Here is a 26,471-nt window from a genome sequence, read left to right as displayed (position 1 = left end):
TTTCTTATTTCCTCCTCGGAGCCAGTTTGATCACGTTACCCTGTTTGAGGCGCTTGATCTCCTGCGCCGAATAACCCAGCTCCTTGAGCACTTCGCGCGTGTGCTGGCCGGGTTGCGGCGACGGCCCCTTGATCTTGCCCGGAGTGTCCGCCAGGGCCACAGGCACACCCATCTCCCTGACGTTGCCCTTTTTGGGCTCCTTGACGGTCTGCACCATGTCGCTGGCGATTACCTGCTTGTAGGCCATGAAGTCGTCGACGTTCTGCACCGGCGCCACAGGGATGCTTGCATCCATGAACTGCTTTATCCACTCCGCTCGCGTCTTTGTTTTGTACAGGGGCTTGAGCATGGACATCACCTGAGCGTTGCGCGGCGGGAAGATAAGGAAGGGCGCTCCCTCGAAAAGAGGATCGGTCAGCCACTCATCGTGGCCCAGCTCGACGGCAAACTGCATGAAGAATTTGGGATTGCCCAGGCCGGTAAACAGCCACTCGCCGTCCTTGCACTGGTAGGGACGGTACAGCGGCATGGGTCCGGTGGGGCCCCAGGGGGCGCGGAACATGCCCTCGAAGTCTACATTGAACTGGCGGAAGGTGCTGAGGATGGTGCGGAAAAGCGAGACATCGATCTTCTGTCCCCTGCCGGTCTTCTCCCGCACGCACAGGCCGGATACGATATAGAAGGCCGCGTCCACGGCAGTGTACAGGCTGGCCAGCGGCAGCACTATGAAGAGCGGGTGCGTCGCCAGTCCCTGCTCGGTGTAAACCGAGGCCACCGTGCTGACGATCTGGTCGTAGCCGGCCCAGCCTGCGTAAGGCCCCTTTGGGCCGAATCCCGAGATCGAGCAGTACACCGCCCGCGGGTTCAATTCCTTTATCTTATCGTAGCCGATGCCCAGTTTGTCGGCCGTGCCCGGCTTGAAGTTCTCAATGATTACGTCGGCTTTTTTAGCCAAATCCAGGGCGATCTTGAGCCCCTCGGGCTTCTTCAGGTCAAGTACGATACCTTTCTTGCTGCGGTTCCAGACCATAAAAGCGTCCTGTCCGCGCATGGGGTCACCGCCCGGCCGCTCAACCTTGATCACTTCGGCGCCCTGCTCAGCCAGCAGCGCGCCCGCGAAGGGGCCTGCTATATACTGGCCGAAGTCGAGCACCCTGATACCGGATAATGCTCCTTGTGACATGGGTAACCTCCTTTATTTATTGACGAGCTCACTTGCATGAGCCGCTTATCAGATGTATATAGAAGCAGATTATTTCTTTGTAGCTGCTGATCAATAATTTTTCGTTAACCCCGTGCAGGGATGCCAGCTCATCCGACCTGACACGCTCGGGCACGAACCGGTAGCAGCAGGGGGAGAGGTCGACGAAATAGCAGGAGTCGGTCCTGCCCAGCACCAGCGTGGGCGCCACTATGGCATCGGGCAGGATACTTCTGATGGCGCCGTTCAGCATGCCGAAGCTCCACCCGGATGTGGGTGAGGTGGGGGATGGCTGAAAGAGGTTGCCGGCGAGGGGACGTATTTTAACGCGCGGATCGCCTGTTATCCTGGTCACGCGCTGTGTAACGCTTTCGATGGTGTCCCCCTGCAGTATGCGGAAGTTGATCACGGCCGTGGCCAGCATGGGAAGTATGTTGTCCTGGTCGCTGCCCCGGAACTGCGTGGGCGCCGTGGTCGTCCTGATGGAGGCGTCGGTCACGGGCCTGGCGGCCAGCTGTCCTTTTACCAGGCCGCCGAACAGCCACATGTTGGCGAAGATCATCCTGGCGGGGAAGGGCATCTCCGGACCCAGGTAGTCGAAGAGCGCAGCGGCGGGTTCCGTAAACCGTGCCGGGAAAGGCTTGGCCTGCAGCCTGGCAACGGCGGCCGCAAGTATGCCTACCGCGGTCTCGCGCGGCGGCTGGGCGGCATGGCCTCCCTCTGCCTGCGTGCTCAATTCCAGCGACAGGTAGCCTTTCTCGGCGATGCCGATTAAAGCTACCCAGCCGGGTATGCCCGGCGCGACCCCCTGCGTGGCCGCCATGCCCTCGTCTATGATGTACTCGAACTTAAGGCCCTGCGCCCTGAGGTGCTCGGCGATCTTGCCCGCCCCTTCTTTTCCGCCCACCTCTTCATCGAAGCCGAAGGCAAGGTAGATCGAGCGGGACGGCTTGAAGCCGTCTTTGGCCAGGTGCTCCACAGCCTCCAGTATGCCCATCAGGCTGCCTTTGTCGTCCAGCGTCCCCCTGCCCCAGATGCGGCCGTCGGCTATACGGCCGGAGAAGGGAGGGTGCTCCCATCCCTCCTCGGAGGCGGGCACGACGTCCTGGTGGGCCATCAGCAGCACGGGTTTCAGATCGGGATTAGCGCCTTTCCAGATATAGAGCAGGCCGTAGCTGTTGATCAACTGCTTTGCCAGGGTGGTGTGGGCCCGGGGAAAGGATTTCTCAAGGAAGGCCTGGAAGGCCGTGAACTGTTCGAAATCGAACTGCGATCGGTCGTGGCTCGAGACCGTTTTGTAGGTTATTGCCTGTGACAACCGCGAGGCTGCGGCATCGATGTCGATAGAATAGTCGATCTTTTCAGTGGTTTTCGTCTGTCTGGACTTAAAGGCAGCTGTCCTGGCTGCAATTACAGCTATGAGAACGACGATTGCCAGTGCCGCGAGCGACACTGCGATAACCCAGAATGACATGTTGCCGCTCCTCTTCCGATTGCTGACTATGGAATTGTAGCATAACGGCCCGATTGCATCCATTACGCCGATGTAGTATAGTGCGTTGAATTCCATCGGGTGGGGCGGCGCAGGATTAAAGGAGGATACCGCTATGGCAAATGGTAACGGAAAGAATGAGGTAAAAGAGTACAGGACGGGCGGCTGGAGCGCGCACTACGTTCTCATCATATGCACACTGCTGTACGCCATCAACTACATGGACAGGCAGGTGTTCTCGGTCATCCTGCAGCCCATGAAAATGGAGCTGGGATTGACCGACGCCGAATGCGGACTGGCCTCGACCGTGCTCATCCTGGGCATGGCGCTCTTCTCCTTCCCCATCGCACATATGATCGACCGCTGGAGCCGCAGGAAATCGATCGGACTGATGGCCATCCTGTGGAGCGGCTTCACCTTCCTCACCGGCCTGGCCACCAATTTTGTCACCGTGCTCATACCGCGTGCTTTCGTGGGCCTGGGCGAGGCCGGCTTCGTACCGGGCGGCACCGCCATGATCAGCGCATCCTACTCCAAGGAGAAACGGGGACGCGCGCTGGGCATCTTTCACATAGCCATACCGCTGGGCGCCGCCGCCGGCGTGATGCTGGGCGGCATCATCTCGGCCAAGTTCGGATGGCGCACGCCCTTCTACTATTTCGCCATACCCGGCGTTATCCTGGGCATACTGGCCTTCTTTATGAAGGATTACAAGACGGCGGTCGACGCGGGTGCGTCGACCGGCATCAAAGGATTTTTTGTCGCGCTGGGCAACGTGCTCAAGCTGCCCACCATAAAATGGTTCTACCCGGCCCTGGGCCTGGCCGTCTTCATGTCCACCTCGGTATTGATCTGGCTGCCCAGCCTGATCATGCGCGTGATGAATGTGAACGAGGCTAGCGCCGGCATGCTGGTGGGGGGCATCGGACTGACGGCTATCATCGGCGCGCCGCTGGGTGGCGTGCTGTCGGATGTCTGGCGCAAGAAGGACCCGCGCGGCAGGATGTACGTGCCCGCCGTTTCCTACCTGGTCTCCGCTGTGTTGATCGTGATAGTGATACTGACCAAGTTCAGTCCCCTGGGTATTGCGCTGGCCGTGCTCTACGGCATCATAGCTTCAATGGCGGTGCCGGCTTTTGCCACGGTTTCACAGGACATTGTGCCGGTGGCGCATAAGGGCCTCTCCATGGGCCTCGTGGTATTTGCCCAGTACCTGTTCGGCGGCGCCTGGGGTCCGTGGGTGATAGGCTGGCTGTCCGATCTGCTGGGCGGCGGCGCAGAAGGTTTGAGCGTGGCGGTCATGCTCTCAGCCGCAGTGGGGGTCGTGGGCGGTATATTCTTCCTCATCGCCGCGCGCACCTATCCGGACGATGCGGAGAAGGTCAGGCGCGAGACCCTGCTGGCCGAGGCCTGAACAGACTATTAATTGTTGTGTCAACGTGTGTTAAAATAATCTACTTCGCATAAAAAAAGGAGGTATTCGCATGGGTTTACTGGACGGTAAGGTAGCCGTAATCACCGGCTCGGGGCGCGGCCTGGGGAAGGCCGAGGCTCTGCTCTTCGCATCTGAAGGGGCCAAGATAGTTATCAATGATCTGGGCGGCGGCTCGGACGGGGCCGGCTCCGCATCCGTACCTGCCGACGAGGTCGTAGCCGAGATCAAGAAGATGGGCGGCCAGGCTGTGGCCAACTACGATTCGGTGGCCACCTGGAAGGGCGGCGAGAATATCATAAAGACCGCCGTCGACGCTTTCGGGAAGATAGACATACTGGTCAACAACGCCGGCATACTGCGTGACCGCATGGTCTTCAATATGACCGAGGACGAGTGGGACATCATACAGAAGGTGCATATGTACGGGCACTTTTTCTGCACGCGGCATGCCTGCGCCTTCTTCCGGCAGCAGCGCAGCGGGCGCATCATCAACACATCATCGCAGGCCGGCCTGGGCAATCTGGGACAGGCCAACTACAGCGCCGCCAAGGAAGGCATTGTCGGCTTCACGCGCACCGTGGCCCTCGATATGGCCAAGTACGGTGTGACCACCAACTGCATACGCCCCATCGCAGCTACCAGGCTGACCCTGACCCCTGAACTGCAGGCGGCAATGGAAAAGAAAGCCAAGGAAGGCGGTGGTGGACTGGGACTGGATATCGGTGCCGAGCTGAAGAAGATGGCGCCTGAGCACATTGCTCCGCTGGTGGTCTATCTGGCAACGGACGCAGCGGGCGGAATCAACGGCAAGACCTTCTTCGTGGGTGGGGGCGAGGTCGGGATCTACTCGGAGCCTACGGTCGTGACGAGCATTTTTAAGGATGGAGTCTGGACGGTCAAAGAGCTGTCCGACCTGATGCCCAAGAGCCTGACCAAGGGCATGTTGCCCCCGCCGCCGCCTCCGGCGAAATAGATAAGCTTATACGTCATTGCGAGTAGTATCTGTAGGGGCGGGTTTTTAAACCCGCCCGCTGCGACGCAAGCGGGCGCACCTCAGGGTGCGCCACGCTATGTTTTGTTATCGTAAACATCCGAAGCTACGGTTTGTGTAAACCGGTAGATAATACTTGAATCAGGTCTTCACCTGCTTCCCGCAGGTCGAACTTACTCGGCGAAAGGCACCAGTTGTAAACGATACCCCTGATATTGTGTATTATCACCTGCGTGATCTGCGCGCTGGCCAGGTCGCTTCTCAACTCTCCCTTTTCCTGGGCTTCGGCCACCAACGCCTGGATTATCTTGTAAAGCGTCCTTTTCTCTGTCATGATGGCGGAGAGTTTCTCATCATATCCGATCTGTGTTAGATAGGCGATTCTGACCGTTGCTTTGCCCAGCTCCGCCATGTGAGCGATAACCAGCCTGACGAAGGCCAATACCTTATCGATGCTCGATTCCAGGTTTTCAACCAGCGGCAGTATATCTGTGCGGTAATGTTCGTCCACAGCCAGCATTCTTTCCAGAACGATCTGGTCTTTGGATTTGAAATGAGAGTAGAAGGCGCCCTTGGTCAATCCTACGCTCCGGCAGATTTCATCGATTGTGACGCTGTCGTATCCCTTTTCAAGAAATAGAGATACTGCAGTATTGAATATGCGCTGTCTGGTCATCTGAGACCGCACGGCGCGGATGCTTGTCCTTAATTTTGGCATACTGAATTCCCCCGAGTTACTAATCTTATCATATTTACGCTGCCGATGCTTAAACCGGCAGCCCTCATATCCCTGGTATGCTGTTGACAGAGATCTAAATCTCAAGTAAAATGAGCTAATGAATACATACTACAGTATGTATAATACAGATTAGAGGAAAGGGTACATGGAAGGTGTTTATATAATAGGCGTTGGTATGACAAAATTCGGCAAGCTGCCGGATCGTACGGTGAGAGGCATGGCGGAGGAAGCGGCATCGATAGCCTTAGAGGATGCAGGCATAGATAAAAAATCGCTCGAGGCAGCCTATTTTTCTAATACATTCTGGGGTATGTTTGGTAATCAACATTCCATTCGCGGCCAGGTGGTGATGCGGGGTATGGGGATCGACCGCATCCCGGTTACCAATGTCGAGAATGCCTGTGCCGGAGCATCCACAGCTTTGAACCTGGCCTGCACGGGCATCATGGCCGGCTGTTTCGATATCGCTCTCGCCATCGGCTCGGAGAAGATAACCAATCCCGATAAAACACTTTCGCTGGCTGCCTATGCATCCTGCATGGACGTTGAGAACTTCGAAAAGCATATCAAGATGATTCTGGAGGTGGGCAAGACCTTCACCATCCCCATGCCAGCCGATGAGTCCGCACCGGGCGAAGGCCGCAGCATTTTTATGGACGCCTATGCAATGAATGCGCGCTGGCATATGAATAAATATGGGTCCACGCAGCGCCAGATGGCGCTGGTGTGCGCCAAGAACCACAGGCACGGCTCACTCAATCCTCTCGCGCAGTATCGGAATACCATGACCGTTGACGAGGTCCTTGCCGATAGACGGGTAGCCTATCCTCTGACGAGAGCAATGTGTGCGCCCGTGGGCGATGGCGCCGCCGCTGCCATCGTCTGCTCGGGCAGGTATCTGAAGAAGCTAAATGGTGTGAGGGTGGTGAAAATACTGGCTTCCGTACCCGGACAGGGCAGCGACAGGGAGCTTGACGGGGAAGATATCGGGCAGCGCCTGGCGCTGAAGGCATACGCGCAGGCGGGCTTGGGGCCAAAAGACGTGGATTTAGCGGAACTGCATGATGCAACCGCCTGGAGCGAGCTGCACCAGACGGAGGTAATGGGCTTCTGCCCGCTGGGAGAAGGCGGGCCGTATGCCGAGACCGGAGCGACCGCGCTGGGCGGAAAGAAACCCGTCAATACCAGCGGGGGACTGGAATGCCGGGGACATCCCATCGGCGCCTCGGGCCTGGCGCAGATCTATGAAGTCGTCACCCAGTTGAGGGGTGAAGCAGGAGCGCGACAGGTGGAGAACGCCCGCATCGGTCTTACGGAAAACGGTGGGGGCAACATAGGTGTGGAAGAAGCTGCCATGTGTGTGCACATATTGCAGAAGGTAAATAAATAATAAATCTGGAGGTTGTCGTTATGACGCACGAAACGGTTACCACTCAATTCTTAATGGCGAGCACATTGAAGAAGTTCAGCAACAAGGTCTTCGCCAAAATGGAGGACGCTGAATATACCTACTATGACGTTCACATAAACTCCAACCGCGTGGCTAACGGCATTCAGGCCCTGGGATACGGCCCGGGAGACCGGGTGGCCGTGGCCATTCCCAACAGCATGGAAATCGTCTATTCCACCTACGGTATCTTCAAGGCGGGCGCCACCGCCGTCGGCATCAATATGCTGGTGGGAGATGAGGACCTGCTGTTTATCCTGCAGGACGCAAAGGTGAAGATGGCCCTGGTAGATTTGTCCGTCCAGGAAAGGATCATGAAGATGAAAGATCGTCTGCCTGATTTGAAGACCATCGTGACCGTGGGCGGAGTAACCAGTGGTGGCATCATCGCCTGGGACAAATTTCTCTCGGGGCAAAAAACACAGGACCCGCCCTTCACGGCAAAACCTGATGACGATGCCCTGGTCGTGTACACGGGCGGCACTACAGGCACCCCCAAGGGCGTTATACATTCACAGGCGAGCTTCTACTACCTCCTGGTCGCGCAGTCTCTGGCCTACAATCTACTGCCTTCCGACACCATCATGTTGATGACGCCGCTGGCGCATGCAGCGGGCGCTATCATGTACCTGGGATGTATCAACGGGGTGCGCTTTATAATCGAGAAGAAAGCCGACCTGTTCCGCCTGCTCAATCTCATCCGTGATGAAAAGGTCACCGTTATGTTCCTCGTGCCTACTATAATCTATATACTGCTGGACGTTTTAAAAAGTGGTGACTATGACTTGAGCTCGCTGAGGATGCTGCTTTACGGCGCTGCGCCCATGTCCGAAGGACGGCTCGCGGAGGCTATGGAGCGCTTCGGCCCGATACTGGTGCAAATCTACGGACAGACCGAGTGTCCTCAGGCTGTTACCACGTTGACCATGGAAGACCATATAAGGGCCATGAAGCATACCCGTCTTCTCTCAAGCTGCGGGCGGCCGTGCCAGATGGTTGCAGTCCGCATCGTCGATGACAGCGGGAAGGACCTGTCGGCGGGCAAGGCCGGAGAGATACTGGTTAAAGCTCCCTTTGTAATGAAAGGTTACTTGAACCATCCGGAGATGACCGCTGCTACGGTGGTCGACGGATGGCTGCATACAGGAGACATGGGCAAACTGGACGAAGAGGGTTACTTATATCTGGTCGACCGGAAAAAGGACATGATCATCACCGGCGCTTTCAATGTATACTCCGCCTCCGTTGAGAACGTGATATCCAAACATCCCAGTGTAAAGCAGGTGGCCGTCATAGGTGTCCCGGATGAAAAATGGGGCGAAGCGGTAACTGCTGTGGTCGTGGCCGACGGCGATATAGAAGAAAAAGAGATATTGGACTTCTGCAGGGGTAAGCTCAATAAATATGAGCTTCCTAAAAAAATCGTCTTTCAGTCGCAGATCCCTGTGACTGCCGTGGGTAAAATCGATAAAAAGACCCTGCGCGCTCCCTTTTGGGAAGGGAAGACGCGGGGAGTGAATTGAATGGAGCGGTATTATGGGTTTACTGGACGGTAAGGTAGCCGTAATCACCGGCTCGGGGCGCGGCCTGGGGAGGGCCGAGGCTCTGCTCTTCGCAGCTGAAGGGGCCAAAGTAGTGATCAACGATCTGGGAGGTGGCTCGGATGGTGCAGGGTCAGCATCCACACCCGCCGACGAGGTCGTAGCCGAGATCAAGAAGATGGGCGGTCAGGCCGTGGCCAACTACGATTCGGTGGCCACGTGGAAGGGCGGCGAGAACATCATCAAGGCCGCCGTGGACGCCTTCGGCAAAATAGACATTCTGGTCAACAACGCGGGCATACTGCGCGACCGTATGGTCTTCAATATGACCGAGGATGAGTGGGACATCATACAGAAGGTGCATATGTACGGGCACTTTTTCTGCACGCGGCATGCCTGCGCCTTCTTCCGGCAGCAGCGTAGCGGGCGCATCATCAACACATCATCGCAGGCCGGCCTGGGCAATCTGGGACAGGCCAACTACAGCGCGGCCAAGGAAGGCATTGTCGGCTTCACGCGCACCGTGGCCCTCGATATGGCCAAATACGGTGTGACCACCAACTGCATTCGGCCCCTGGCCGTTACCCGCCTTTTGACCCCTGCCATGAAGTCGGCCTGGGATAAAAAAGCCGACAGCCCCAGCGCGGGTCAGGGCCTGGACTTTGGAAGCCTGATGAAAAACATGAGTGAAGATCAGCTGAACGCCGAGTTGAAGAAGCTGGCGCCCGACCATATTGCACCGCTGGTCGTTTATCTGGCCACGGACGCCGCAGGCGGGATCAACGGTAAGACCTTCTTTGTGAGTGGCGGCGAAATCGGGATCTACTCAGAGCCTACGGTCGTGACGAGCATTTTTAAGGATGGAGTCTGGACGGTCAAAGAGCTGTCCGACCTGATGCCCAAGAGCCTGACCAGGGGTATGTTGCCCCCGCCGCCGCCTCCGGCGAAATAATACGGACGATTTTTGCTATAGTATCAGCGGCAGTAATTACTGCCGCTGATACTATAATGACTAAACTGCGCCTCGACAGCCTTCTGGTTGCACGCGGCCTGGCGGAGAACAGGAGCAAGGCCCAGGCTATGATTATGGCCGGCGAGGTTACCGTTAACGGCGGTCTGCTGTCCAAGGCAGGCTGCCTTGTCCCTGAAGACGCCGAAATCAGCCTCAAGCAGAAGCTGCCCTATGTGAGCCGGGGCGGCCTCAAGCTCGACCATGCGCTGAAGGTATTCGGCATCGACGTATCGGGCCTGCGCTGCCTGGACGTGGGGGCATCGACCGGAGGCTTCACCGATTGCCTGCTACAGCATGGGGCGAAGAGGGTATACGCCCTGGATGTCGGCCATGGCCAGATAGATTACAGGCTGCGGCAGGATGATCGTGTTGTGGTCATCGAGAAGGTCAACGCCCACTATCCCTTCGATCTGCCGGGCAAAGCCGGCCTGGCCACCGTGGACGTATCGTTCATATCGCTGACGGCGGTCATACCCAACATACTGCCGCATCTTATAGAGGGCGGCGAGCTGGTCGTCCTCTTCAAGCCGCAGTTCGAGGCCGATAGAAAGGACGTGGGCAAGGGCGGTGTGATCAAAGACCCGGAGGTTCACGCGCGCTGCATCGGCAAATTCATAACCTGGATGAACCTGAATAGCTGGTCGTTGCTTAATCTGACGGCGTCACCTGTATCCGGCGCCGACGGAAATGTAGAGTTTCTAATGCATATGAGGCCGTTCAAACCGTGAGCTTCAGTAAAATCGAGCTGCGCGACCTGGCCATCTGCTGGCTGGCGCTGGGGTTGTGCTTCTCCCTGCAATACCTGATCCCTCAGCAAGGGACGCCGTATTCGCAGTCGATGGCGCAGTTTGCCGTCTTCCTGGGCGTAGCCCTGGTCGGCATCGGGACCGGCTTCCTCTTTCACGAGCTGGCCCACAAGGGAGTGGCCCAGCGCTTCGGATACCGTGCCGAGTTCCGCATGTGGAAGCTGGGGCTGATCATTGCGGTCGCCTCCGCCATCATCAGCTTCGGGCGCTTTCTCTTTTTCGCGCCGGGGGCCGTCTATACTTCGACATATAAGCAGCCGGACCCCTGGGAGGAGGGGATGATATCCGCCGCCGGCCCCACCGCCAATATCATACTGGCCGGGCTTTTCTTCCTGCTGGCCGCAGGGACGGGAAATTCCGGCATCTGGGGCCTGGTCGGCGCCTTCGGTTTCCAAATCAATCTGTGGCTGGCGGCTTTCAACCTCGTGCCCTTCCCACCGCTGGACGGTGTGAAGATTTTACGCTGGAACAAGGCTGCCTGGTTCGTGCTGGTGGTGATTTCATGGGGCCTGCTCCTGATGTTAATGCTGGGGGTGATCAAATAATGCGAGATTCAGCCGTAGTCCTGTGCGCTGACGATGTCGTGCTGGCCGGGCATGTTTTCCTGCCGGACGATTGCAGCAAGCTCCATCCCGCCGTGTGTATATGCCACGGCATCCCTGCTGTCTCCTACAACCCCGATGAGAAAGGCGGTTATCCCGAGCTGGCCGCCAGGTTCTGCCGGGCGGGATTCATCGCGCTGGTCTTTAACTTCAGGGGCTGCGGTCCCAGCCAGGGCAATATCGATATGCCGGGATGGACCTGTGACCTGGAGGCTGCAGTTGAGTTTCTCTATATGCTGCTGGAAGTGGACAGGAAGAAGATATATTTAGTGGGCTCTTCGGGAGGCGCAGCCGCCTGCATCAACGTAGCCGCCCGTGAGAAACACGTGAGCGCGGTGGCCACGCTGGCCTGTCCGGCCGAGTTCGACTTCATGGCCGGCGGCTACACGGCGGAATCTTTAATAGTCCGGTTCAGGGAGATAGGGATAATCAGAGACGCCGGTTATCCTCCCTCGGTCAAGAAATGGCTGGATGGGTTTAAAGCGGTTGCGCCCATAGACCACATCGATAAGGTAGCACCAAAACCGCTGCTGCTGGTGCACGGCGCAGATGACGACGTTGTGCCTGTTGAACACCTTGAGCACCTGTATAAGAAAGCCGGACGGCCCAAAGAAAAACTCGTTCTGCCCGGCGCGGGCCACAGGCTGCGCCAGGACGAGAGGGCTGTCGAGGCTGTCATGTCCTGGCTGCAGAAACTGGCCGGCCTGTAGCGCGCACAAAGCGCCGCTGTATTTGAATTAGTGATTATGAGCTTGCAGCATATTGTGGTAAATTATTAATATATTGTTAATACAATATTGGGACGGGGAACACTAAATTCGAAGGAGGCAGGAAGATGCCGAAACTTGTATGCCTTGCACTGGTGTGTATCATCGCTCTCAGTTCAGCCTGTATCACAATCGTCCAGCCCGGAGGTGATACGTCCGGAGGCGCCACCACTGACAGGAGCAACCCATCGGCTTACATAGACCTCATCTCGCCCAGCAGCCTTGCCTGGGGGCAGGAGGTCAGCTTTACCGGACATGGCACCGCGCCATCCGGCAGTATTACGGCTTACCGCTGGCGCTCCAGCATCGACGGCGATCTGAGCTCGCGGCCGACTTTTACTACCAGCACCCTTTCACCGGGCAATCATATAATTCTTTTCTCGGTGCAGAATGACGCGGGCAACTGGTCACTGGAGACACAGGGGACGGTTAATGTTACAACCGAGTCCACGGGCGACGGTGCCCCTCCGCCCGAAGATGGAGGCACCGCTACAACACCGCCTGTGATCAATGCTTTCAACGCAGATCCGGCGGGAATCACGGCCGGCGCCGGCTCAACCCTGAGCTGGAGTGTGACCAATGCCATCGCAGTCACAATAGATAATGGCGTGGGCAGTGTGGGGCTGACCGGCACGCGTGTCGTTTCGCCCGCTACCGATACGACATATACACTGACTGCCGCCAATACGGCCTATTACAGCCAGGCCACGGCTAAAGTGACCGTTGCCGCCGCGGCAACGCCCAAACCTGACCTGATAATCGAAGATATCTGGAAATCGAGTGACCATATTTATTATCGTATCAAGAACCAGGGCACAGCCTCAGCGCCCGCCACCGTTACCAAACTGACGATCGACGGCGCTGTAAAATCCACCGATTCCGTCCCGTCGCTGGCTGCCGGCGCTGCCAGCACACAATATTTCAGCAGCTATTCATATACATGCAGCGGAGTATCGGACAGCATAGTGGTTACCGCCGATTCAACCGGCCTTGCCAGCGAATCCAACGAGGCCAACAACAGCATGACCACAACGTTCAGCTGCCTGGTATTGGGCCCTGTGGTGCCGCCGCTGATGGTAATGAAGCCCGACCTGAAGATAACGAATATATCCTACGATGCGGGCAAGGTCAAATTCACGGTCAAGAACGAAGGTGCCCTGAATTCGGGGGGATTTGACGTAAAGCTATACAGAAACGGGGTATACAAAGATACCGTCACCATCTCCGGCGGCATAGTAGCCGGAGGCCAGGCCACGTTCACTTTCCCGGCTTATCACCATATATGCGTATTAGGGTCCCATGACACTATGAAGGTGACAGCCGATACGGGCGGGACGATCAGCGAATCGGACGAGACCAACAACTCGCGTTCCGAGTACTGGGGCTGTCCGCCCTCTTCTTAGCTGTGTCAATCCGTGCGGCGCATTGACCGTGCTGCGGTAAAACCGTATAATTCACGTGCAAGCCGATGCATGATTTGCACGAAAGCTGCGGCATTTTCGGTATTTACGCCCCCGGAGTAGATGTAGCCCGTATCTCTTTCTTTGCGCTGTTTGCCCTTCAGCATCGCGGGCAGGAAAGCGCGGGCATAGCTACGGTCGAGGGCGGAAAGATCTATATCCATACGGATATGGGGCTTGTTTCACACGCATTCAACGAGGAAGAGTTGCTGCGCCTCAAGGGCAATATCGCCATCGGCCATAACCGCTACTCCACCACAGGCTCCAGCGTTGCCTGCAATGCACAGCCTATCCTGGCCGGAACCACAGACCTGCAGGTAGCCCTGGGACATAACGGCAATATAACCAACAGCGCAGCCCTGCGGGCCGGCCTGGAGGAGCAGGGCTTCAAATTCAACTCGTCCACCGACTCGGAGGTGATCGGCTACCTGATGCTCAACTCTCCCGAGAAAGAGATCGAGGCAAAAATCAAGTATGCCATGCGGCGCCTGCAGGGAGCCTACTCCCTGGTTATCCTCGCAGGTGAAAGGCTCTACGGTGTGCGCGATCCTATGGGCGTAAGGCCGCTGTCGCTGGGGACCATCGACGGCGGGTGGGTGCTGGCATCCGAGACGTGCGCTTTCGACAATATCGGCGCCCAGTTCGTCAGGGAGATAGAGCCCGGCGAGATCGTTACAATCGACGGTAACGGCGTGCGCAGTACACGTATTGAAAGCGAACGTAAAGCCCTGTGTATATTCGAATTTATCTACTTTGCCCGGCCCGACAGCCTGCTCAACGGCAAACTGATCTACTCCGCCCGTGAGCAGATGGGCGCAATACTGTCCAGGGAGTACCCGGTGGATGCCGATATGGTGATGGGTGTACCCGATTCAGCCACGGCTGCCGGAATAGGTTACGCCAGGGCTTCGGGCATCCCCTACCATGAAGGCCTGCTCAAGAACCGCTACGTAGCCCGTACCTTCATCGCGCCGGACCAGCGCCTGCGCGAGCTGGGGGTCAGGCTTAAGTTCAACCCGCTGACCCAGGAGATATCCGGCAAGCGGCTGGTCGTGGTGGATGACAGCATCGTGCGCGGCACCACCACGCCTCGTGTTATCAACATGCTCAAGAAAGCCGGGGCCAGGGAGGTGCATATGAGGATCTGTGCGCCACCCATACGCTACCCCTGCTTTTTCGGCGTCGATATGGCCACGCGCTGGGAGTTGATAGCCGCACATAAAACCGTGCCCGAGGTCAGAGACGCCATCGGCGCAGACACGCTCGGCCATATCAGCATGGACGGACTGATCGAGGCAGTAGGGATGCCCGAGGAGATATTCTGCACAGCGTGCTTTACCGGCCAGTACCCAATGCCGGTGCAGCTTGAGATGGACAAGTTACAACTGGAGACTCTTCCTTTGGACGTGGCAAGGAGCCTCAGTGAAATCGAAACCTAAGGGCGCTTACGCCCAGGCCGGCGTGGACATATCGGCTGCCGATAAGACCAAGGAACTGATCAAGGAACTGGTGCGGCCGACGTTCGGCCCCGAGGTGTTGACCGATATCGGGCATTTCGGCGCTTTCTTCAAGCTGAAAAAATACAGGGACCCCGTGCTTGTCTCCAGCTCCGACGGCGTGGGCACCAAGCTCAAGATAGCCGTTCTCATGGACAAACATGATACGGTGGGCGTGGACCTGGTCAACCATTGCGTTAACGACATACTCTGCTGCGGCGCCGGCCCCCTCTTTATGCTGGACTATGTGGCCCTGGGCAAGCTGCACCCGCACAAGGTGGCGGCCATAGTGTCCGGCCTGGCGCAGGCCTGCAGGGAGGTCGGCTGCTCGCTGATAGGCGGCGAGACAGCCGAGATGCCCGGCATGTATAAATCGGCAGACTACGACCTGGCGGGATTCATCGTGGGTGTGGTGGAGAGGGACAGCGTCATCAGCGGCGAGAAGATCAGTGAAGGCGATACTGTGATCGGGCTTGCGTCCAACGGCCTGCATACCAACGGTTACTCGCTGGTACGCAAGGTGTTCGGCATCGACCATGATTCGCTAGCTCTCAAGGTGATACATCCAGAGCTGGGCAGAACCCTGGGAGAGGAGCTGCTGGCGCCTCACCTCTGCTATTATAATGATCTCAAACCCTACCTGGGGGAGGTCCACGGCATCGCGCATATAACCGGAGGAGGGCTTGTGGGGAATATACCGCGAATCCTGCCTCAAAGCTGTTCGGTGGAGCTGGACAGGTCATCCTGGACGGCGCCGGCCATATATGAGCTCATCCAGAAGAGAGGCAATATCAAGGATGAAGAGATGTTCCGCGTCTTCAATATGGGCGTGGGCATGGTTGTGCTCTGCGACAAGGACTGTTCCGATAAGATATTGCAGACCGTGACCGGCGCGAGCGTAATCGGCAGGGTTATCAAGGCCAATGGCAGCGAGAGAGTGATAATACGGTAAGGGGGTAGCCATGCGAGCAATCCTGAGCGTTTCCAATAAGTCAGGGCTGGTCGATTTCGCCAAAAAGCTGGAGAGCCTCAAGGTCGAGATATTCAGCACCGGCGGCACCAGGAAATCGTTGACTGATTCAGGCCTCAAAGTATGCAGCATATCGGACATAACCAGATTTCCCGAGATACTGGACGGTCGGGTTAAAACGCTGCACCCAGCGGTGCACGGCGGGATACTTGCGCGGCGCGACCTGGACCGGCATATGCAGGAGCTTGGCAATCATAAGATCGGCTTGATCGACCTGGTGGTGGTCAATCTGTATCCCTTTGTCGAGACTGTTTCCAAAGCGGAAGTGACGCTGGAAGACGCGCTGGAGAATATCGATATCGGCGGCCCGACCATGATCAGGGCTGCGGCCAAGAATTTCCCGGCCGTTCTGGTGGTGGTGGATCCGGCGGACTATGATGAACTGATAGAAAAACTGAAGGCGGGACAGGTCGACATAGCCTTCCGCCGCAAGCTGGCGCAGAAAGCGTTTCAGCATGTTGCGCTCTATGACACGGCTATCTCACAGTACCTGCTGGAAGGAGAGGCCTTCCCCGGGGACCTTACGCTGGCCCTGAGCAAGATGTATAACCTTCGCTACGGCGAAAATCCGCATCAGCCTGCGGCGCTGTACGTCGAGAAGGTGGCGGGGCATAAACCCCGGGGTATCACCCAGGTGAAACGGCACTCCGGGCCAGAGCTTTCCTTTAACAACTTCCTTGATATCGACTCGGCATGGAACGTGGTGAGCGATTTTATGGAGCCCGCCGTGGCGGTCATCAAGCACACCAACCCCTGCGGCCTGTGCAGCAACAATGACCTTGTCGAAGCCTATGGCAGGGCGCTGGCCGGGGACCCCGTGGCGGCCTTTGGGGGCATCGTGGCCGTGAACAGGGTAATGGATATCGCCCTGGCCACCGAGGTGGACAAGACACATTTCGATGCAATCATAACGGGAGGCTATACTGACGAGGCGCTGGCATTGCTGGGACGCAAGAAGAGTTTGCGGCTGCTGTCCATGCCGGTTGAGCCGCCGGCTCCAGGCGGAAGGGCGGTGGAGTTTCGCCCTATCACGGGAGGGTTCCTCGCACAGCTCAAGGATTTTTATACGGAAGAAGAATTCAAGCCCAGGGTCGTAACCAAACGTGCTCCGAGCGAAACTGAATGGGAAGATCTCTTCTTTGCCTGGAAGGTGGTCAAGCATATTAAATCGAACGGCATAACTCTGGCCAGGGACCGCACTCTGCTGGGCATGGGAGCAGGCCAGCCCAACCGGTCGGTCAGCGCCCAGATTGCCCTGGAGCGGGCAGGCGGGAAATCGAAGGGGGCTGTGCTGGGCTCGGATGCCTTCATACCCTTCCCTGATACGGTGGAGCTGGCCGCAGCGGGCGGGGTGACGGCCATAATACAGGTGGGCGGGTCGATCAGGGACCAGCAGTCCATCGATGCGGCCGACAAGCACGGCATGGCTATGGTTTTCACAGGGGTCAGGCATTTCAAGCATTGAGCAAAGGCGGTAAAATAGCAGCAGGCGGTGCAACTATGCTGATGATAAATATCGATACATTTAACCAGGCCCGGGCCAAGCTCGGGAATACTGCCACCAGGCGTGAGGGTATCGAGGAACTGCGCAAATTTCTGGATATCAAGCAGGCGCACCTCTGGCGGTCGGAGGTCATTGCTCCCTGCTGCGGCAACCTGGGCGGATTCGCCTGCCAGCTGAGCGAGGAGACACAGCTTCTGGAGAAAGCGTTGCCCCTGCTGGAAAATGACGACCTGGACGGGGCGAAGCCCATGCTCGACCGGCTGGCGCAGCTGATAAGCTACGGCATGGGACAGAAGGAGACGCCGGATCTCATCCAGCGGCTGACCGACTCACCCGGGCCGGCACGTTAAAAATAAACATAACCGATTGGTTGTCGGAGGAAGATATGAGTAAGAGGCAGGCTATTATTCCCAAAGGCTGGGAGATTTACGAGCACCTTACCTTTGCGCCGGCCGTGCGCAGGGGCAATATGCTCTACATCTCTGGCACCGATGCCACGGAGATCGACCTTCAGACCGGCAAACTGTTAATCAGGGGAGACATCGTGCAGCAGTACAGGACGATCTTCCTCAAGATGAAAACCATACTGGATGCGGCGGGCGCTACCTTCGATGACGTGGTCTGGACCTGCGACTACATAAAAACCAAAGAGGGGTACAAGGGGACGGCGGCTGTGCGGCGGGAGTTCTTCGGCGCCAGCTTCCCCGCCTCCACCGGCATAGTGGTCCAGGACCTTCTGAGCAAGGACGCCCTGGTTGAGATGGATGCCGTAGCCATGCTCGACGGATAACATGCACAGGACTGTAGTCATCGCCCACCGCGGCTTCCACAGGGACTACCCCGAGAACACCATTGAGGCTTTCAAAGCCGCCCTCGATCTCGGGGCGGACGGGGTTGAGTTCGACGTGCAGGAGACCGCGGACGGTGGATTCGTCGTCCATCATGATGCGGATATAGACGGGCGCAGTATCGGCAGCCTTTCGCTGGCCGAGCTGGCTGCGTGCAGGGTGGCGGGCGGCTTCCGCATACCCACGCTTAGTGAAGCGCTGAATATACTGGGCAAAGGCCTGGTGCTGCTGATCGAGCTCAAACAGGTGCGCTCCCCGGACAAATTCCTGACCATACTGCGTGGCTATGTCGATAAGGCGTGGACGGTGCTGGTCTCTTTTGACGCCGCCCTGGTCGAGAGACTGGCAGTGCTGGCGCCTGAGTTGCCCCGCGCTGTGATCAGCGAGCCCACAGATAGCGGGCATAAGATTGCCTCAGCCGGGACCGCCGGTTTCACTCAGTTGGCTGCCGGTATGATGACGGGCGATACGGTTGAAAAAGCGCATGCCGGAGGAGATCTGGTGTTCGTCTGGGACGGCGGGGATGAGGATACGATGAGACGGGCTGTGCGCTGCGGGCCTGACGTGATCATGACCGACCGTCCCGATGCAGTGATCAGGGAAATCCGGAAGCTATAAGTCCCGACTTTTCAGGCGCTCCCGGGCCAGCTCACAGGCGGCCGGGGAGACATCGATGCCGATCCATCGGCGGCCCAGCTTGTGAGCGGCGGCCAGGGCTGTGCCGCTGCCGCAAAAGGCATCCAGCACGATATCCCCCTGATTGCTGCTGGCGGAGACTATTCTTTCCAGCAGGGCCAGCGGCTTCTGTGTGGGATAGTCCAGCCGCTCGCGGCTGGTCCTGCCCACCATGTTTATCTCCCAGTAATCTTTCATACCGACCTGCGTATACCAGCCGGCTTCATCCCGGTACTCAGCCACGCCCTGGAATTTGTATGGCTTGAGCCCGCGGTTGTACGATTTCTCCTTCAGCCCGTTGAAAACGTAATCGCCGGTTTTCGAATAGAAGAGGATAATATCGTGCTTACGCGAGAAGCGCCTGCGCGGGCTGGCGCCTCCCGACCTGTAACACCATACTATTTCGTTCTGAAAATTGCTGTAGCCGAACAGATCGGGACTGTCCAGCAGCACCTTGACGTAATGCGACGCATGCCAGTCGCAGTGATAGTAGAAACTGCCCGTCGGCTTTAAAACGCGGTGCAACTCTTTAATTCGTGGTTTCATATAATCGAGGTATGCGTTTACGCCATCGAACCTGTCTTCAAAGCGCCTGTCGACGGTGGTTTTGGGGGAGGTCCTGTAGTTGCGGTTGGAATTGAAGGGCGGGTCGATATAGATCAGGTCGATGCTGTGCGAGGTTATATCCCTCAGCTTCACCAGGCAGTCGCCGCAGTGGATAATGCCGGTCTTCACAGATTCATTGTATCATGCGGGAGATACCGGTTTAATGCTATTATTGGATAAAATCGATTACGCGAGAGGTTTAGTGTGACGGAATCGACGATCAACCAGGTAAAATCGTTAATTTTACCTTTGACGGCGTTGTTTATCATACCGGCCGCCATCCTGTGGGCGACCGGCTTTAAAATCGGCTGGGGATTGGGTCTGCCCTGGGATGCGGTGATCGTGCTGGCGGGCGGAATATCGATGGGTACCGGGCTGTATTACCTTTCCATTACCATACGGCTTTTCGTCAATATCGGAAAGGGCACGCTGGCGCCCTGGTCGCCCACTAAAAAACTGGTGATCATCGGACCCTATCGCCACGTGCGCAATCCCATGATCAGCGGCGTGCTGATGACGCTGCTGGGTGAATCTGTGGCCTTCGGTTCGATAGGAATATTCATCTGGTTCCTGCTGTTTTTCATCGTCAACCATATTTATTTCATATGTTCGGAGGAGCCGGGCCTGGAGAAGAGGTTTGGCGGGGAATACCTTATATATAAGAAGAACGTGCCCCGCTGGATACCCAGGCTGCAGCCGTGGACCGGACCATAAAAGGGATTAATATGGCATTTCAAAGGTCCGACCTGGTGAATTTCTATTCCCACCTGCTGGGCGCCGCGGCGTCACTGGCGGGCTACATAGTTCTGCTCTGCAACTCCTCCGGCTCCGCGACAAAAATCGTTCTTTCCAGCATTTACAGCCTGTGCGCCGTCTTCATCTTCACCTGCAGCGCCGTTTACCACGGGCAGAAGGCGGGCGAGGACGAGAGAAATCCGTGGCGGCGGCTGGACCACATAGCCATCTTCTTCATGATAGCGGGCACGTATACGCCTATAAGCTATATCTACCTGGACGGCTGGTGGCGCTGGGGCATCATCGGCGCGCAATGGCTGCTGGTCATCCTCGGATTCGTGTTTAAGATGGTTTATATCCACGGCCCGCGCTGGCTCACCACGGTGATCTACGTCGTGATGGGCTGGATGCTAATAGTACCCCTTATATGGGGCCCTTTGCTGTCGACCATGCCGCTTCAATCGCTCATATTGCTGTTGGCCGGCGGCGCTGCCTACACCCTTGGAGCGGTTTTCTACGCCATAAAGAAGCCCAACCCGCTGCCCGGCGTATTCGGGTTCCACGAGATATTCCACCTGCTGGTCATCGCGGGCGCGGTGCTGCACTATATGGTTATTTACTATGCCATAGCAGGATGACGGGACGAGGGTGGAGTATGAGAATCGAGATGCTGGGCGCCCACAATACTGAGACCGATAAGGCCCGGCTGCCATGTGTGCTGGTGGACGGTATCGTCGCGCTGGATGCGGGCGGCCTGACTGCTTCGCTGCCGCTGGAAAGGCAGCAGCAGATAAAGGCCGTATTGCTCACGCACCATCACTTTGATCACTGCAAGGACCTGATTATGCTGGGGGCCAACAGTCTGCCCTCTTCGACGGTTGATGTCTATGGCCTGCGCGACACGCTCGAAGTTGTTTACCCTTACCTGCTGGATGGGAAGCTGTATCGAGATTACACCAGCTGGCCCTCTGCGGAGAATCCGCGCATGAAGCTGAAGCCTGTTGCGCTCTTTCAACCCCTGTACCTGCAACACCTTGAAGTGCTGCCACTGCCCGTCAGCCATTCCGTCCCATCTGTCGGATACTTCATCAAAGCGGACGGCGGTAAAAGCCTCTTTTACGCGGGCGATACGGGGCCGGGTCTGCAGGAGTGCTGGGAGCGGATAGCGCCGGACCTGCTTGTTATCGAGGTTACGCATTTAAATCGCGCACAGAAAGACATGGAGAAGCTGCGCCACATGACGCCGGGGATGCTGGCGCAAGAACTTTTAGAGTTTCGCAAGGCCAGGGGCTACCTGCCCCGGGTGATCGTCAGCCATTTGCCTGTGGCGTACGAAGATGAGATGCGCGATGAGATAGCCGCGGCCGGCAAACAGCTTGAGATGGAACTCGAGGTTGGATACGAGGGACTGACGATCGAGCTATAGCTTGGTTACATCGAAGGGAGTCATCTTCCCATCGGGCGAGTAATCGTAGAAACCCTTGCCGACCTTGCGGCCCAGCCTTCCGGCCTTGAGCATTTTCTCCATCAGCGGCGATGACGCCGCGATATCCGTAGCGCCCAGCGCGGCGAAGGATTTGCCCACTCTTACATAAGTATCGATGCCTGCGTTATCGGCGATCTCGAAGGGGCCGATATTCCAGTTGAATCCGTAACGCATGCCTTTATCCACGTCTTCCACCGTTGCGATGCCGTTCTCTACCAGCGACAGCGCCTCCCTGAATGCTACGCCGCTCACGCGGTTCATGATGAACCCGGGTATATCTTTCATGACCTTGACCGGGTACTGCCCCAGGGAAGCTATAAAGTCCACGCTTTTCCTGAACACTTCATCCGAGGTCTTCTCGCCCTTGATGACCTCCACCAGCCGCATCATCGGCACCGGGCCGAAGAAGTGCAGTCCGACCACCCTCTCCGGATGTACGGTCAGCGAAGCCAGGCGGGTAATGGGTATGCTGGATGTGTTGGAGGCCAGGATGGTATCCACCGGGCAGGCGGCGTCCAGCTCCTTGAACATGTCCTTTTTTATTTTCTCGTCCTCGAAGACGGCTTCGATAACCCATTTACAGCGGGGGGCTGCGGAGAAGTCATTGACCGGATTGATCCTGTTTTGCACCACTTGAGCGCTGTCCCTGATCCTGCCCTTGGAGGCAAGCTTCTCGGTCGACCATTTTATCTGCGCCAGGCTCTTTGTGATCGCCTCTGAACTCATATCCTGCAGGTATACGTTGTAACCGGACTGCGCCGCCACCTGGGCTATGCCACCGCCCATAAAGCCTGCGCCGATGACCATGACGTTGTCCATAATAAAGCCCCCTGAGCGTGTTTTGTCTTCAGACATGAAGCCTGCTTATTGTGCACAAATTTATCAAATTTAGCAATATACTGTACTGGCCCATCGCATCGTTATATAATATTTAGCGTCGCCTCAAAGGGCGTCCTCCCACCGGGCGGTCGACAAATAATTTAATTACGGAGGTATCCCCAATGTCCTTAGTCGAATGGAGCGTTGACGAAAACGTCGCGTTGCTCACCATGAAGAGCGGTGAGAACAGGTTTAACATGGGCTTCTGCAACGAATTGCTCAAAGCGCTGGACGATATCGAGAATAATACCGCCGTCACCGCGCTTGTCGTGAAATCCGCCGACGAAAAGATCTGGTGCAACGGTATGGACCTCGACTGGCTGGTGCCCGCTATCGGACGCAAGGATCCCGACGTGGAGAAGTTTTTTGAGACGCAGGACAGGGTTTACAGGCGATTTACCTTCTATCCCATGAATACGGTGGCGGCGCTGACCGGCCACGCATTCGCCGGGGGCGCCATACTGGCCTGCTCCTTCGATTTTCTTTACATGCGCGCCGACCGCGGCTTCCTGTGTTTCCCCGAAGTCGATCTCAATATCCCCTTCCTGCCGTATATGGATGCTTTGATCAAGAGGACTTTGCCCTCAACCAAAGTGCGCGAAGCCCAGCTGACCGGGAAGCGTTACACCGCTGTAGAGCTGGAGAAGATCAACGTTGTGCGCAAAGCCTGCTCCTCGGCCGATGAGACCGTAAAAGAGGCGGTGGCCTTCGCTAAAAGCCTGAATAAGGGCAGAGGTATCGTGGGCGAGATGAAAAAAGTCATGAACGCACGCATCGGAAATCTCATGGACAATGTGGTTAGACCTAAACTGGATACGGGCGGCGTTCCCATTAAATAGCGGTTGACTCTGTGTGATATAAATTAAGCATATGCGGAATACAGCGGCCCGGCTCTTGATACTGCCGGTTGTTTTCATATCAGCGATGTTGTGCGGCTGCGGCAGCCCCGCAATCGTGGGTTCACTGGTGAAGGTGCAAGCCGACAATGCGGTCGTCAACGGCATAGTCATTAATCAGGACGGCTATATAGCTACCGGCAGCGGCGCGCTGGGCAACTCCACTGCTCTATCGGTTGAGCTCAAGCCCGGGCAGAGCTACGAGGGCCGTTTGGTCTGCAGGGACAGCGAGAGGGACCTGGCCCTGCTCAAAATAGAGGCGCCTGAGATCAAGGCGGCTTTACTGGGAGATTCTGACCTTGTGCGCCAATGGGATGAGGTGACGGTGTGGGGATTTAAACCCGGCGATACCGCTCCGATAGAGTCAAAGGGCAGCGTGACTTCGTTGCCCAAAGACGAGCAGATTACCTATTTACAGACCAACGCAGCCCTGGACCCATCGCTGGCGGGAAGCGCCGTATTGAACAAGGCGGGCGAGATGGTTGGCATGGTTTCATGGAATTCTGACCGGCCGGGTCGCGAAGGGTTCGCGCTGACATCCAACGAGATACAAAGAATGCTGGATCAGGCCGGGGAAGCTGAATCCGACCCGCTTGCCGTCGCTCCGGTCGATTCTCCTTCGGTCTTCAGCGACCGCGCGGTGATTTCCTGGCGGACCAACCGGCCGGCAACCGGCCAGGTTGAGTTCGGATTAAAAGGCTCTTATGGTAACAAGACAGCGCTGGACGAGACCATGCTGAATACACATGCAGCCGTGCTGCAGGGATTGGTGCCTAAAACGACCTATTATTTCCGGGTGCTTTCCGTCGACTGTTGCGGCAATACTGTGGCTTCAAAGGGATATACGCTCACGACCACGGCGGCCGGCGCCCAGGCGGGCGAGTTCAAGATCTCGAATGTTGACGTATACGATATCACCAGCACGGCCGCTTCGGTGAGATGGATTACCAGCAAACCGGCTACGGGCGCGGTTAACTACACTGCGGATAAAGAGACCGAATCCGACAGCGAAATGGATAACAGCTTTGTGTACGAACATAAATTCAGGTTGAACGGCCTCTATCCTCAGACTCGCTACAACGTGACCATAAAGTCCGAAACTGATTTCGATGAGTCTGCGCAACAGACGCTGAATCCTTTCACAACACAGCCGACCTCCCCCGTTTGCTGCAAGTTGAATTGCAGGATATTGGATTTCTCCTTTAAAACCCTTCAGGGAGATGACTTCACCAACAGTGATATAGCGGGCAAGAAGGTGTTTATTATCTTCACCAAGACCACCTGCCCGACCTGCATGCAGCAGGCGCTTTTTCTTAACGACGTCTATCGCGACTGGCCGAAGGACAGCGACCTGTTGATGTTTATGGTGGCAAGCGGCGAAAAGCAGAAGGATGTCGAGGAATGGATAAAGAAATACGGGCTGGTCATGCCCGTTTATATGGATCAGACGGCGAAGCTGGTCAGCGGATGCCAGTTCAGGACCATACCCTCAGCTCTCTTTCTGGATACGGGATCGGTCATAAGGGATTATAAGAGCGGCGGATTCGGTAATAGAAAGGATATGGAAGCTGCACTGAAGTATTTCTATGAACAAGAGCGATAGACTTTCATAAAAGGGAATGAGAGAGGCCGGCGTCCCCTGCGGGACGCCGGCCTTTGATTTAATGGTTAAGACCTGAACACGAAACTGAGAGCGCCTGCAAGATCGATAGTGTCACCATCTTTAATCGCCTGCCTGCCTGTGCCTTTGATGGAGGACCCGTTCAGCCTGGTGCCATTGGTGCTGCCATGGTCCTCGATGTAATACTGGCCGTTTTCATAGGAGACTGTGACATGTTGCCTGGATATAAGGTCTGCCTTATCCGGGGAAACCATATGCTGGAAGTCCCTGCGTCCCAGCGGCGCGCCGTCACCTGCCAGCGAAAGCTCGCTTCCGTTGGAGGCAACGAACTTGGCCGGCGGACCGACGGTTACCGGCGAGGTCTTGGGAGAGCCTGTTGCCGGCAGAGTGGCTACGGGTGAAGTGACAGCCGGCATCGTGCCTGAGCGCGCGCCGCTGTAATGAACGGCCTGCGCAGCGGGTTTCCTCAGCAGAAGGATGACTATGATTATGGCGGCTGCGGCCAGCAGCGCAACGAGCAGGATATAGGGCAGCCACCAGGACAGCGTCCCGTTACTGCTGCCGGTGGTGCTGACCGGGTTGGTGGCGGTGGAGGTGGCTTCGGTTGTGCCGCTATAGGTGCTGCTGGTGTAATAGGTGCTGCCGACATAGGGCGCCACCGTTACCGTGGTGCTGGCCACCACCGAGCCTGCGCTGTTCGACGCGGTAAGTGTATAAGTGGTCGTGTATGCGGGAGTTACAACGTAAACTCCCGTATTGGGCACCGAGCCGACCGAAGGCGATATGCTGACATTAGCCGTGTTGTTGACCGTCCACGACAACGTGGATGATTGCCCCGGCTGGATATAGCTGGGATTGGCCGTGAACGAGCTGATCACAGGCGCATAGACCGGAGAAGGTATGGACGGCACCACCACTACGGGATGGTAAGTGGAGATAAAAGGCCTGTAGTTATAGTAACAGGAATTGTAGGGGTAACACGGATATGGATAGGGCGGCCTGGGTGGCGGTGGCGGCGGAGGTGGAGGCGGAGGCCAAGGCGGAGGCGGCAATGGCGGAGGCGGAGGTGGCAATGGCGGAGGTGGCAATGGCGGAGGCGGAGGTGGCAATGGCGGAGGTGGCAATGGTGGAGGTGGTGGAGGAGGCAACGGTGGAGGTGGAGGAGGAGGCAACGGTGGTGGTGGTGGAGGTATAAAAGAGTC

Annotated in this window: 27 protein-coding genes; 21 read left to right on the top strand and 6 right to left on the bottom strand. The window is 57.0% G+C overall.

The features are described 5' to 3' along the window. Positions 1–4: 4 nt before the first annotated feature. On the bottom strand, positions 5–1,183 hold the full coding sequence (locus WC359_11585; GenBank protein ID MFA5401077.1) for a CoA transferase: 1,179 nt from the start codon (positions 1,181–1,183) through the stop codon (positions 5–7). Positions 1,184–1,211: 28 nt separating this feature from the next. Next, a complete protein-coding gene (locus WC359_11580; protein MFA5401076.1) occupies positions 1,212–2,675 on the bottom strand; it encodes a M20 family peptidase in 1,464 nt (487 codons plus the stop codon). Positions 2,676–2,808: 133 nt separating this feature from the next. On the opposite strand from WC359_11580, the gene WC359_11575 reads away from it, so the two are divergent. Both WC359_11575 and WC359_11570 read left to right on the top strand, forming a co-directional pair. Next, entirely contained in the window at positions 2,809–4,107 is a 1,299-nt protein-coding gene (locus tag WC359_11575; GenBank protein MFA5401075.1) for an MFS transporter, read from the top strand. 70 nt (positions 4,108–4,177) lie between these two features. Beyond that, positions 4,178–5,101, top strand: coding sequence for an SDR family NAD(P)-dependent oxidoreductase (locus WC359_11570; protein MFA5401074.1), 924 nt, complete (start codon positions 4,178–4,180; stop codon positions 5,099–5,101). A 124-nt stretch (positions 5,102–5,225) separates the two neighbouring features. Here WC359_11570 and WC359_11565 read toward each other — a convergent pair whose 3' ends face one another. Then, positions 5,226–5,837 (bottom strand): TetR/AcrR family transcriptional regulator, encoded by a 612-nt coding sequence (locus WC359_11565; GenBank protein ID MFA5401073.1) that lies wholly within the window; start codon positions 5,835–5,837, stop codon positions 5,226–5,228. 166 nt (positions 5,838–6,003) lie between these two features. Between WC359_11565 and WC359_11560 the strand changes: the two genes are divergently transcribed. The 13 genes from WC359_11560 (at position 6,004) to WC359_11500 (ending at position 18,989) form a co-directional block, all read left to right on the top strand. Then, positions 6,004–7,248 carry a thiolase family protein gene (locus tag WC359_11560; GenBank protein MFA5401072.1) on the top strand — a complete coding sequence of 415 codons (1,245 nt, stop codon included), beginning with the start codon at positions 6,004–6,006 and terminating at the stop codon, positions 7,246–7,248. A 20-nt stretch (positions 7,249–7,268) separates the two neighbouring features. Continuing rightward, positions 7,269–8,828 carry a long-chain-fatty-acid--CoA ligase gene (locus WC359_11555; GenBank protein ID MFA5401071.1) on the top strand — a complete coding sequence of 520 codons (1,560 nt, stop codon included), beginning with the start codon at positions 7,269–7,271 and terminating at the stop codon, positions 8,826–8,828. A gap of 13 nt (positions 8,829–8,841) precedes the next feature. Continuing rightward, a complete protein-coding gene (locus WC359_11550) occupies positions 8,842–9,798 on the top strand; it encodes an SDR family NAD(P)-dependent oxidoreductase (protein MFA5401070.1) in 957 nt (318 codons plus the stop codon). Between the two features lie 56 nt (positions 9,799–9,854). Then, positions 9,855–10,586, top strand: a complete 732-nt coding sequence (locus tag WC359_11545) for a TlyA family RNA methyltransferase (protein ID MFA5401069.1) — start codon at positions 9,855–9,857, stop codon at positions 10,584–10,586. Continuing rightward, a complete protein-coding gene (locus WC359_11540; protein ID MFA5401068.1) occupies positions 10,583–11,209 on the top strand; it encodes a site-2 protease family protein in 627 nt (208 codons plus the stop codon). The genes WC359_11545 and WC359_11540 overlap by 4 nt, the downstream gene beginning before the upstream one ends. Next, positions 11,209–11,976 (top strand): alpha/beta fold hydrolase, encoded by a 768-nt coding sequence (locus tag WC359_11535; protein ID MFA5401067.1) that lies wholly within the window; start codon positions 11,209–11,211, stop codon positions 11,974–11,976. Before WC359_11540 ends, WC359_11535 begins: the two co-directional genes overlap by 1 nt. Before the next feature lie 125 nt (positions 11,977–12,101). Beyond that, positions 12,102–13,436, top strand: coding sequence for a CARDB domain-containing protein (locus WC359_11530; GenBank protein MFA5401066.1), 1,335 nt, complete (start codon positions 12,102–12,104; stop codon positions 13,434–13,436). Between the two features lie 74 nt (positions 13,437–13,510). Beyond that, positions 13,511–14,932, top strand: a complete 1,422-nt coding sequence (gene purF, locus WC359_11525) for an amidophosphoribosyltransferase (protein MFA5401065.1) — start codon at positions 13,511–13,513, stop codon at positions 14,930–14,932. After that, positions 14,916–15,941, top strand: a complete 1,026-nt coding sequence (purM, locus tag WC359_11520) for a phosphoribosylformylglycinamidine cyclo-ligase (protein MFA5401064.1) — start codon at positions 14,916–14,918, stop codon at positions 15,939–15,941. The genes purF and purM overlap by 17 nt, the downstream gene beginning before the upstream one ends. A 10-nt stretch (positions 15,942–15,951) precedes the next feature. After that, on the top strand, positions 15,952–17,484 hold the full coding sequence (gene purH / locus WC359_11515; protein ID MFA5401063.1) for a bifunctional phosphoribosylaminoimidazolecarboxamide formyltransferase/IMP cyclohydrolase: 1,533 nt from the start codon (positions 15,952–15,954) through the stop codon (positions 17,482–17,484). Between the two features lie 35 nt (positions 17,485–17,519). Next, the gene (locus WC359_11510; protein MFA5401062.1) at positions 17,520–17,873 is read left to right on the top strand and encodes a hypothetical protein; all 354 of its coding nucleotides are present in this window, start codon (positions 17,520–17,522) and stop codon (positions 17,871–17,873) included. A 35-nt stretch (positions 17,874–17,908) separates the two neighbouring features. Further along, on the top strand, positions 17,909–18,313 hold the full coding sequence (locus WC359_11505) for a RidA family protein (GenBank protein MFA5401061.1): 405 nt from the start codon (positions 17,909–17,911) through the stop codon (positions 18,311–18,313). 1 nt (position 18,314) lies between these two features. After that, the gene (locus tag WC359_11500; GenBank protein MFA5401060.1) at positions 18,315–18,989 is read left to right on the top strand and encodes a glycerophosphodiester phosphodiesterase; all 675 of its coding nucleotides are present in this window, start codon (positions 18,315–18,317) and stop codon (positions 18,987–18,989) included. On the opposite strand, the gene WC359_11495 is transcribed toward WC359_11500, so the two are convergent. Continuing rightward, positions 18,984–19,781, bottom strand: coding sequence for a site-specific DNA-methyltransferase (locus WC359_11495; protein ID MFA5401059.1), 798 nt, complete (start codon positions 19,779–19,781; stop codon positions 18,984–18,986). The genes WC359_11500 and WC359_11495 overlap by 6 nt on opposite strands. A gap of 75 nt (positions 19,782–19,856) precedes the next feature. Here WC359_11495 and WC359_11490 point away from each other — a divergent pair, with 75 nt between their 5' ends. From WC359_11490 to WC359_11480, 3 genes are read left to right on the top strand one after another with little or no spacing between them, the layout of a single operon-like run. Continuing rightward, positions 19,857–20,366 (top strand): isoprenylcysteine carboxylmethyltransferase family protein, encoded by a 510-nt coding sequence (locus tag WC359_11490; protein MFA5401058.1) that lies wholly within the window; start codon positions 19,857–19,859, stop codon positions 20,364–20,366. 11 nt (positions 20,367–20,377) lie between these two features. Next, positions 20,378–21,025, top strand: coding sequence for a hemolysin III family protein (locus WC359_11485; protein MFA5401057.1), 648 nt, complete (start codon positions 20,378–20,380; stop codon positions 21,023–21,025). Between the two features lie 17 nt (positions 21,026–21,042). Further along, positions 21,043–21,813, top strand: coding sequence for an MBL fold metallo-hydrolase (locus tag WC359_11480; protein ID MFA5401056.1), 771 nt, complete (start codon positions 21,043–21,045; stop codon positions 21,811–21,813). On the opposite strand, the gene WC359_11475 is transcribed toward WC359_11480, so the two are convergent. Further along, complete coding sequence (locus WC359_11475) at positions 21,808–22,728, bottom strand: 3-hydroxyacyl-CoA dehydrogenase family protein (GenBank protein ID MFA5401055.1); 921 nt, start codon at positions 22,726–22,728, stop codon at positions 21,808–21,810. The genes WC359_11480 and WC359_11475 overlap by 6 nt on opposite strands. Before the next feature lie 146 nt (positions 22,729–22,874). Here WC359_11475 and WC359_11470 point away from each other — a divergent pair, with 146 nt between their 5' ends. Both WC359_11470 and WC359_11465 read left to right on the top strand, forming a co-directional pair. Next, positions 22,875–23,591, top strand: a complete 717-nt coding sequence (locus tag WC359_11470; protein ID MFA5401054.1) for an enoyl-CoA hydratase/isomerase family protein — start codon at positions 22,875–22,877, stop codon at positions 23,589–23,591. Positions 23,592–23,622: 31 nt separating this feature from the next. After that, a complete protein-coding gene (locus tag WC359_11465; protein MFA5401053.1) occupies positions 23,623–25,251 on the top strand; it encodes a trypsin-like peptidase domain-containing protein in 1,629 nt (542 codons plus the stop codon). Between the two features lie 65 nt (positions 25,252–25,316). On the opposite strand, the gene WC359_11460 is transcribed toward WC359_11465, so the two are convergent. Further along, positions 25,317–26,180, bottom strand: coding sequence for an FHA domain-containing protein (locus WC359_11460; protein MFA5401052.1), 864 nt, complete (start codon positions 26,178–26,180; stop codon positions 25,317–25,319). Positions 26,181–26,254: 74 nt separating this feature from the next. On the opposite strand from WC359_11460, the gene WC359_11455 reads away from it, so the two are divergent. Continuing rightward, positions 26,255–26,464, top strand: coding sequence for a hypothetical protein (locus WC359_11455; GenBank protein ID MFA5401051.1), 210 nt, complete (start codon positions 26,255–26,257; stop codon positions 26,462–26,464). Positions 26,465–26,471 lie beyond the last annotated feature (7 nt).

The sequence above is a fragment of the Dehalococcoidia bacterium genome, from assembly GCA_041653995.1.
GTDB lineage: Bacteria > Chloroflexota > Dehalococcoidia > GIF9 > UBA5629 > CAIMUM01.
The sequence above is the reverse complement of the archived record's forward strand: the minus strand, read 5'-3'. Positions and strand labels throughout refer to the sequence as shown.

Excerpts from the sequence above, each read along its gene's own strand:
- WC359_11570 (MFA5401074.1), top strand. The coding sequence starts at position 4,178 with ATGGGTTTACTGGACGGTAAGGTAGCCGTAATCACCGGCTCGGGGCGC.
- WC359_11500 (MFA5401060.1), top strand. The coding sequence starts at position 18,315 with ATGCACAGGACTGTAGTCATCGCCCACCGCGGCTTCCACAGGGACTAC.
- WC359_11475 (MFA5401055.1), bottom strand. The coding sequence starts at position 22,728 with ATGTCTGAAGACAAAACACGCTCAGGGGGCTTTATTATGGACAACGTC.
- WC359_11455 (MFA5401051.1), top strand. The coding sequence starts at position 26,255 with ATGGATAGGGCGGCCTGGGTGGCGGTGGCGGCGGAGGTGGAGGCGGAG.
- WC359_11505 (MFA5401061.1), top strand. The coding sequence starts at position 17,909 with ATGAGTAAGAGGCAGGCTATTATTCCCAAAGGCTGGGAGATTTACGAG.
- WC359_11485 (MFA5401057.1), top strand. The coding sequence starts at position 20,378 with ATGGCATTTCAAAGGTCCGACCTGGTGAATTTCTATTCCCACCTGCTG.
- WC359_11575 (MFA5401075.1), top strand. The coding sequence starts at position 2,809 with ATGGCAAATGGTAACGGAAAGAATGAGGTAAAAGAGTACAGGACGGGC.
- WC359_11465 (MFA5401053.1), top strand. The coding sequence starts at position 23,623 with ATGCGGAATACAGCGGCCCGGCTCTTGATACTGCCGGTTGTTTTCATA.
- purH (MFA5401063.1), top strand. The coding sequence starts at position 15,952 with ATGCGAGCAATCCTGAGCGTTTCCAATAAGTCAGGGCTGGTCGATTTC.
- WC359_11510 (MFA5401062.1), top strand. The coding sequence starts at position 17,520 with ATGCTGATGATAAATATCGATACATTTAACCAGGCCCGGGCCAAGCTC.
- WC359_11470 (MFA5401054.1), top strand. The coding sequence starts at position 22,875 with ATGTCCTTAGTCGAATGGAGCGTTGACGAAAACGTCGCGTTGCTCACC.
- WC359_11530 (MFA5401066.1), top strand. The coding sequence starts at position 12,102 with ATGCCGAAACTTGTATGCCTTGCACTGGTGTGTATCATCGCTCTCAGT.
- WC359_11480 (MFA5401056.1), top strand. The coding sequence starts at position 21,043 with ATGAGAATCGAGATGCTGGGCGCCCACAATACTGAGACCGATAAGGCC.
- WC359_11580 (MFA5401076.1), bottom strand. The coding sequence starts at position 2,675 with ATGTCATTCTGGGTTATCGCAGTGTCGCTCGCGGCACTGGCAATCGTC.
- WC359_11560 (MFA5401072.1), top strand. The coding sequence starts at position 6,004 with ATGGAAGGTGTTTATATAATAGGCGTTGGTATGACAAAATTCGGCAAG.
- WC359_11545 (MFA5401069.1), top strand. The coding sequence starts at position 9,855 with ATGACTAAACTGCGCCTCGACAGCCTTCTGGTTGCACGCGGCCTGGCG.
- WC359_11555 (MFA5401071.1), top strand. The coding sequence starts at position 7,269 with ATGACGCACGAAACGGTTACCACTCAATTCTTAATGGCGAGCACATTG.
- WC359_11550 (MFA5401070.1), top strand. The coding sequence starts at position 8,842 with ATGGGTTTACTGGACGGTAAGGTAGCCGTAATCACCGGCTCGGGGCGC.
- WC359_11535 (MFA5401067.1), top strand. The coding sequence starts at position 11,209 with ATGCGAGATTCAGCCGTAGTCCTGTGCGCTGACGATGTCGTGCTGGCC.
- WC359_11585 (MFA5401077.1), bottom strand. The coding sequence starts at position 1,183 with ATGTCACAAGGAGCATTATCCGGTATCAGGGTGCTCGACTTCGGCCAG.
- WC359_11565 (MFA5401073.1), bottom strand. The coding sequence starts at position 5,837 with ATGCCAAAATTAAGGACAAGCATCCGCGCCGTGCGGTCTCAGATGACC.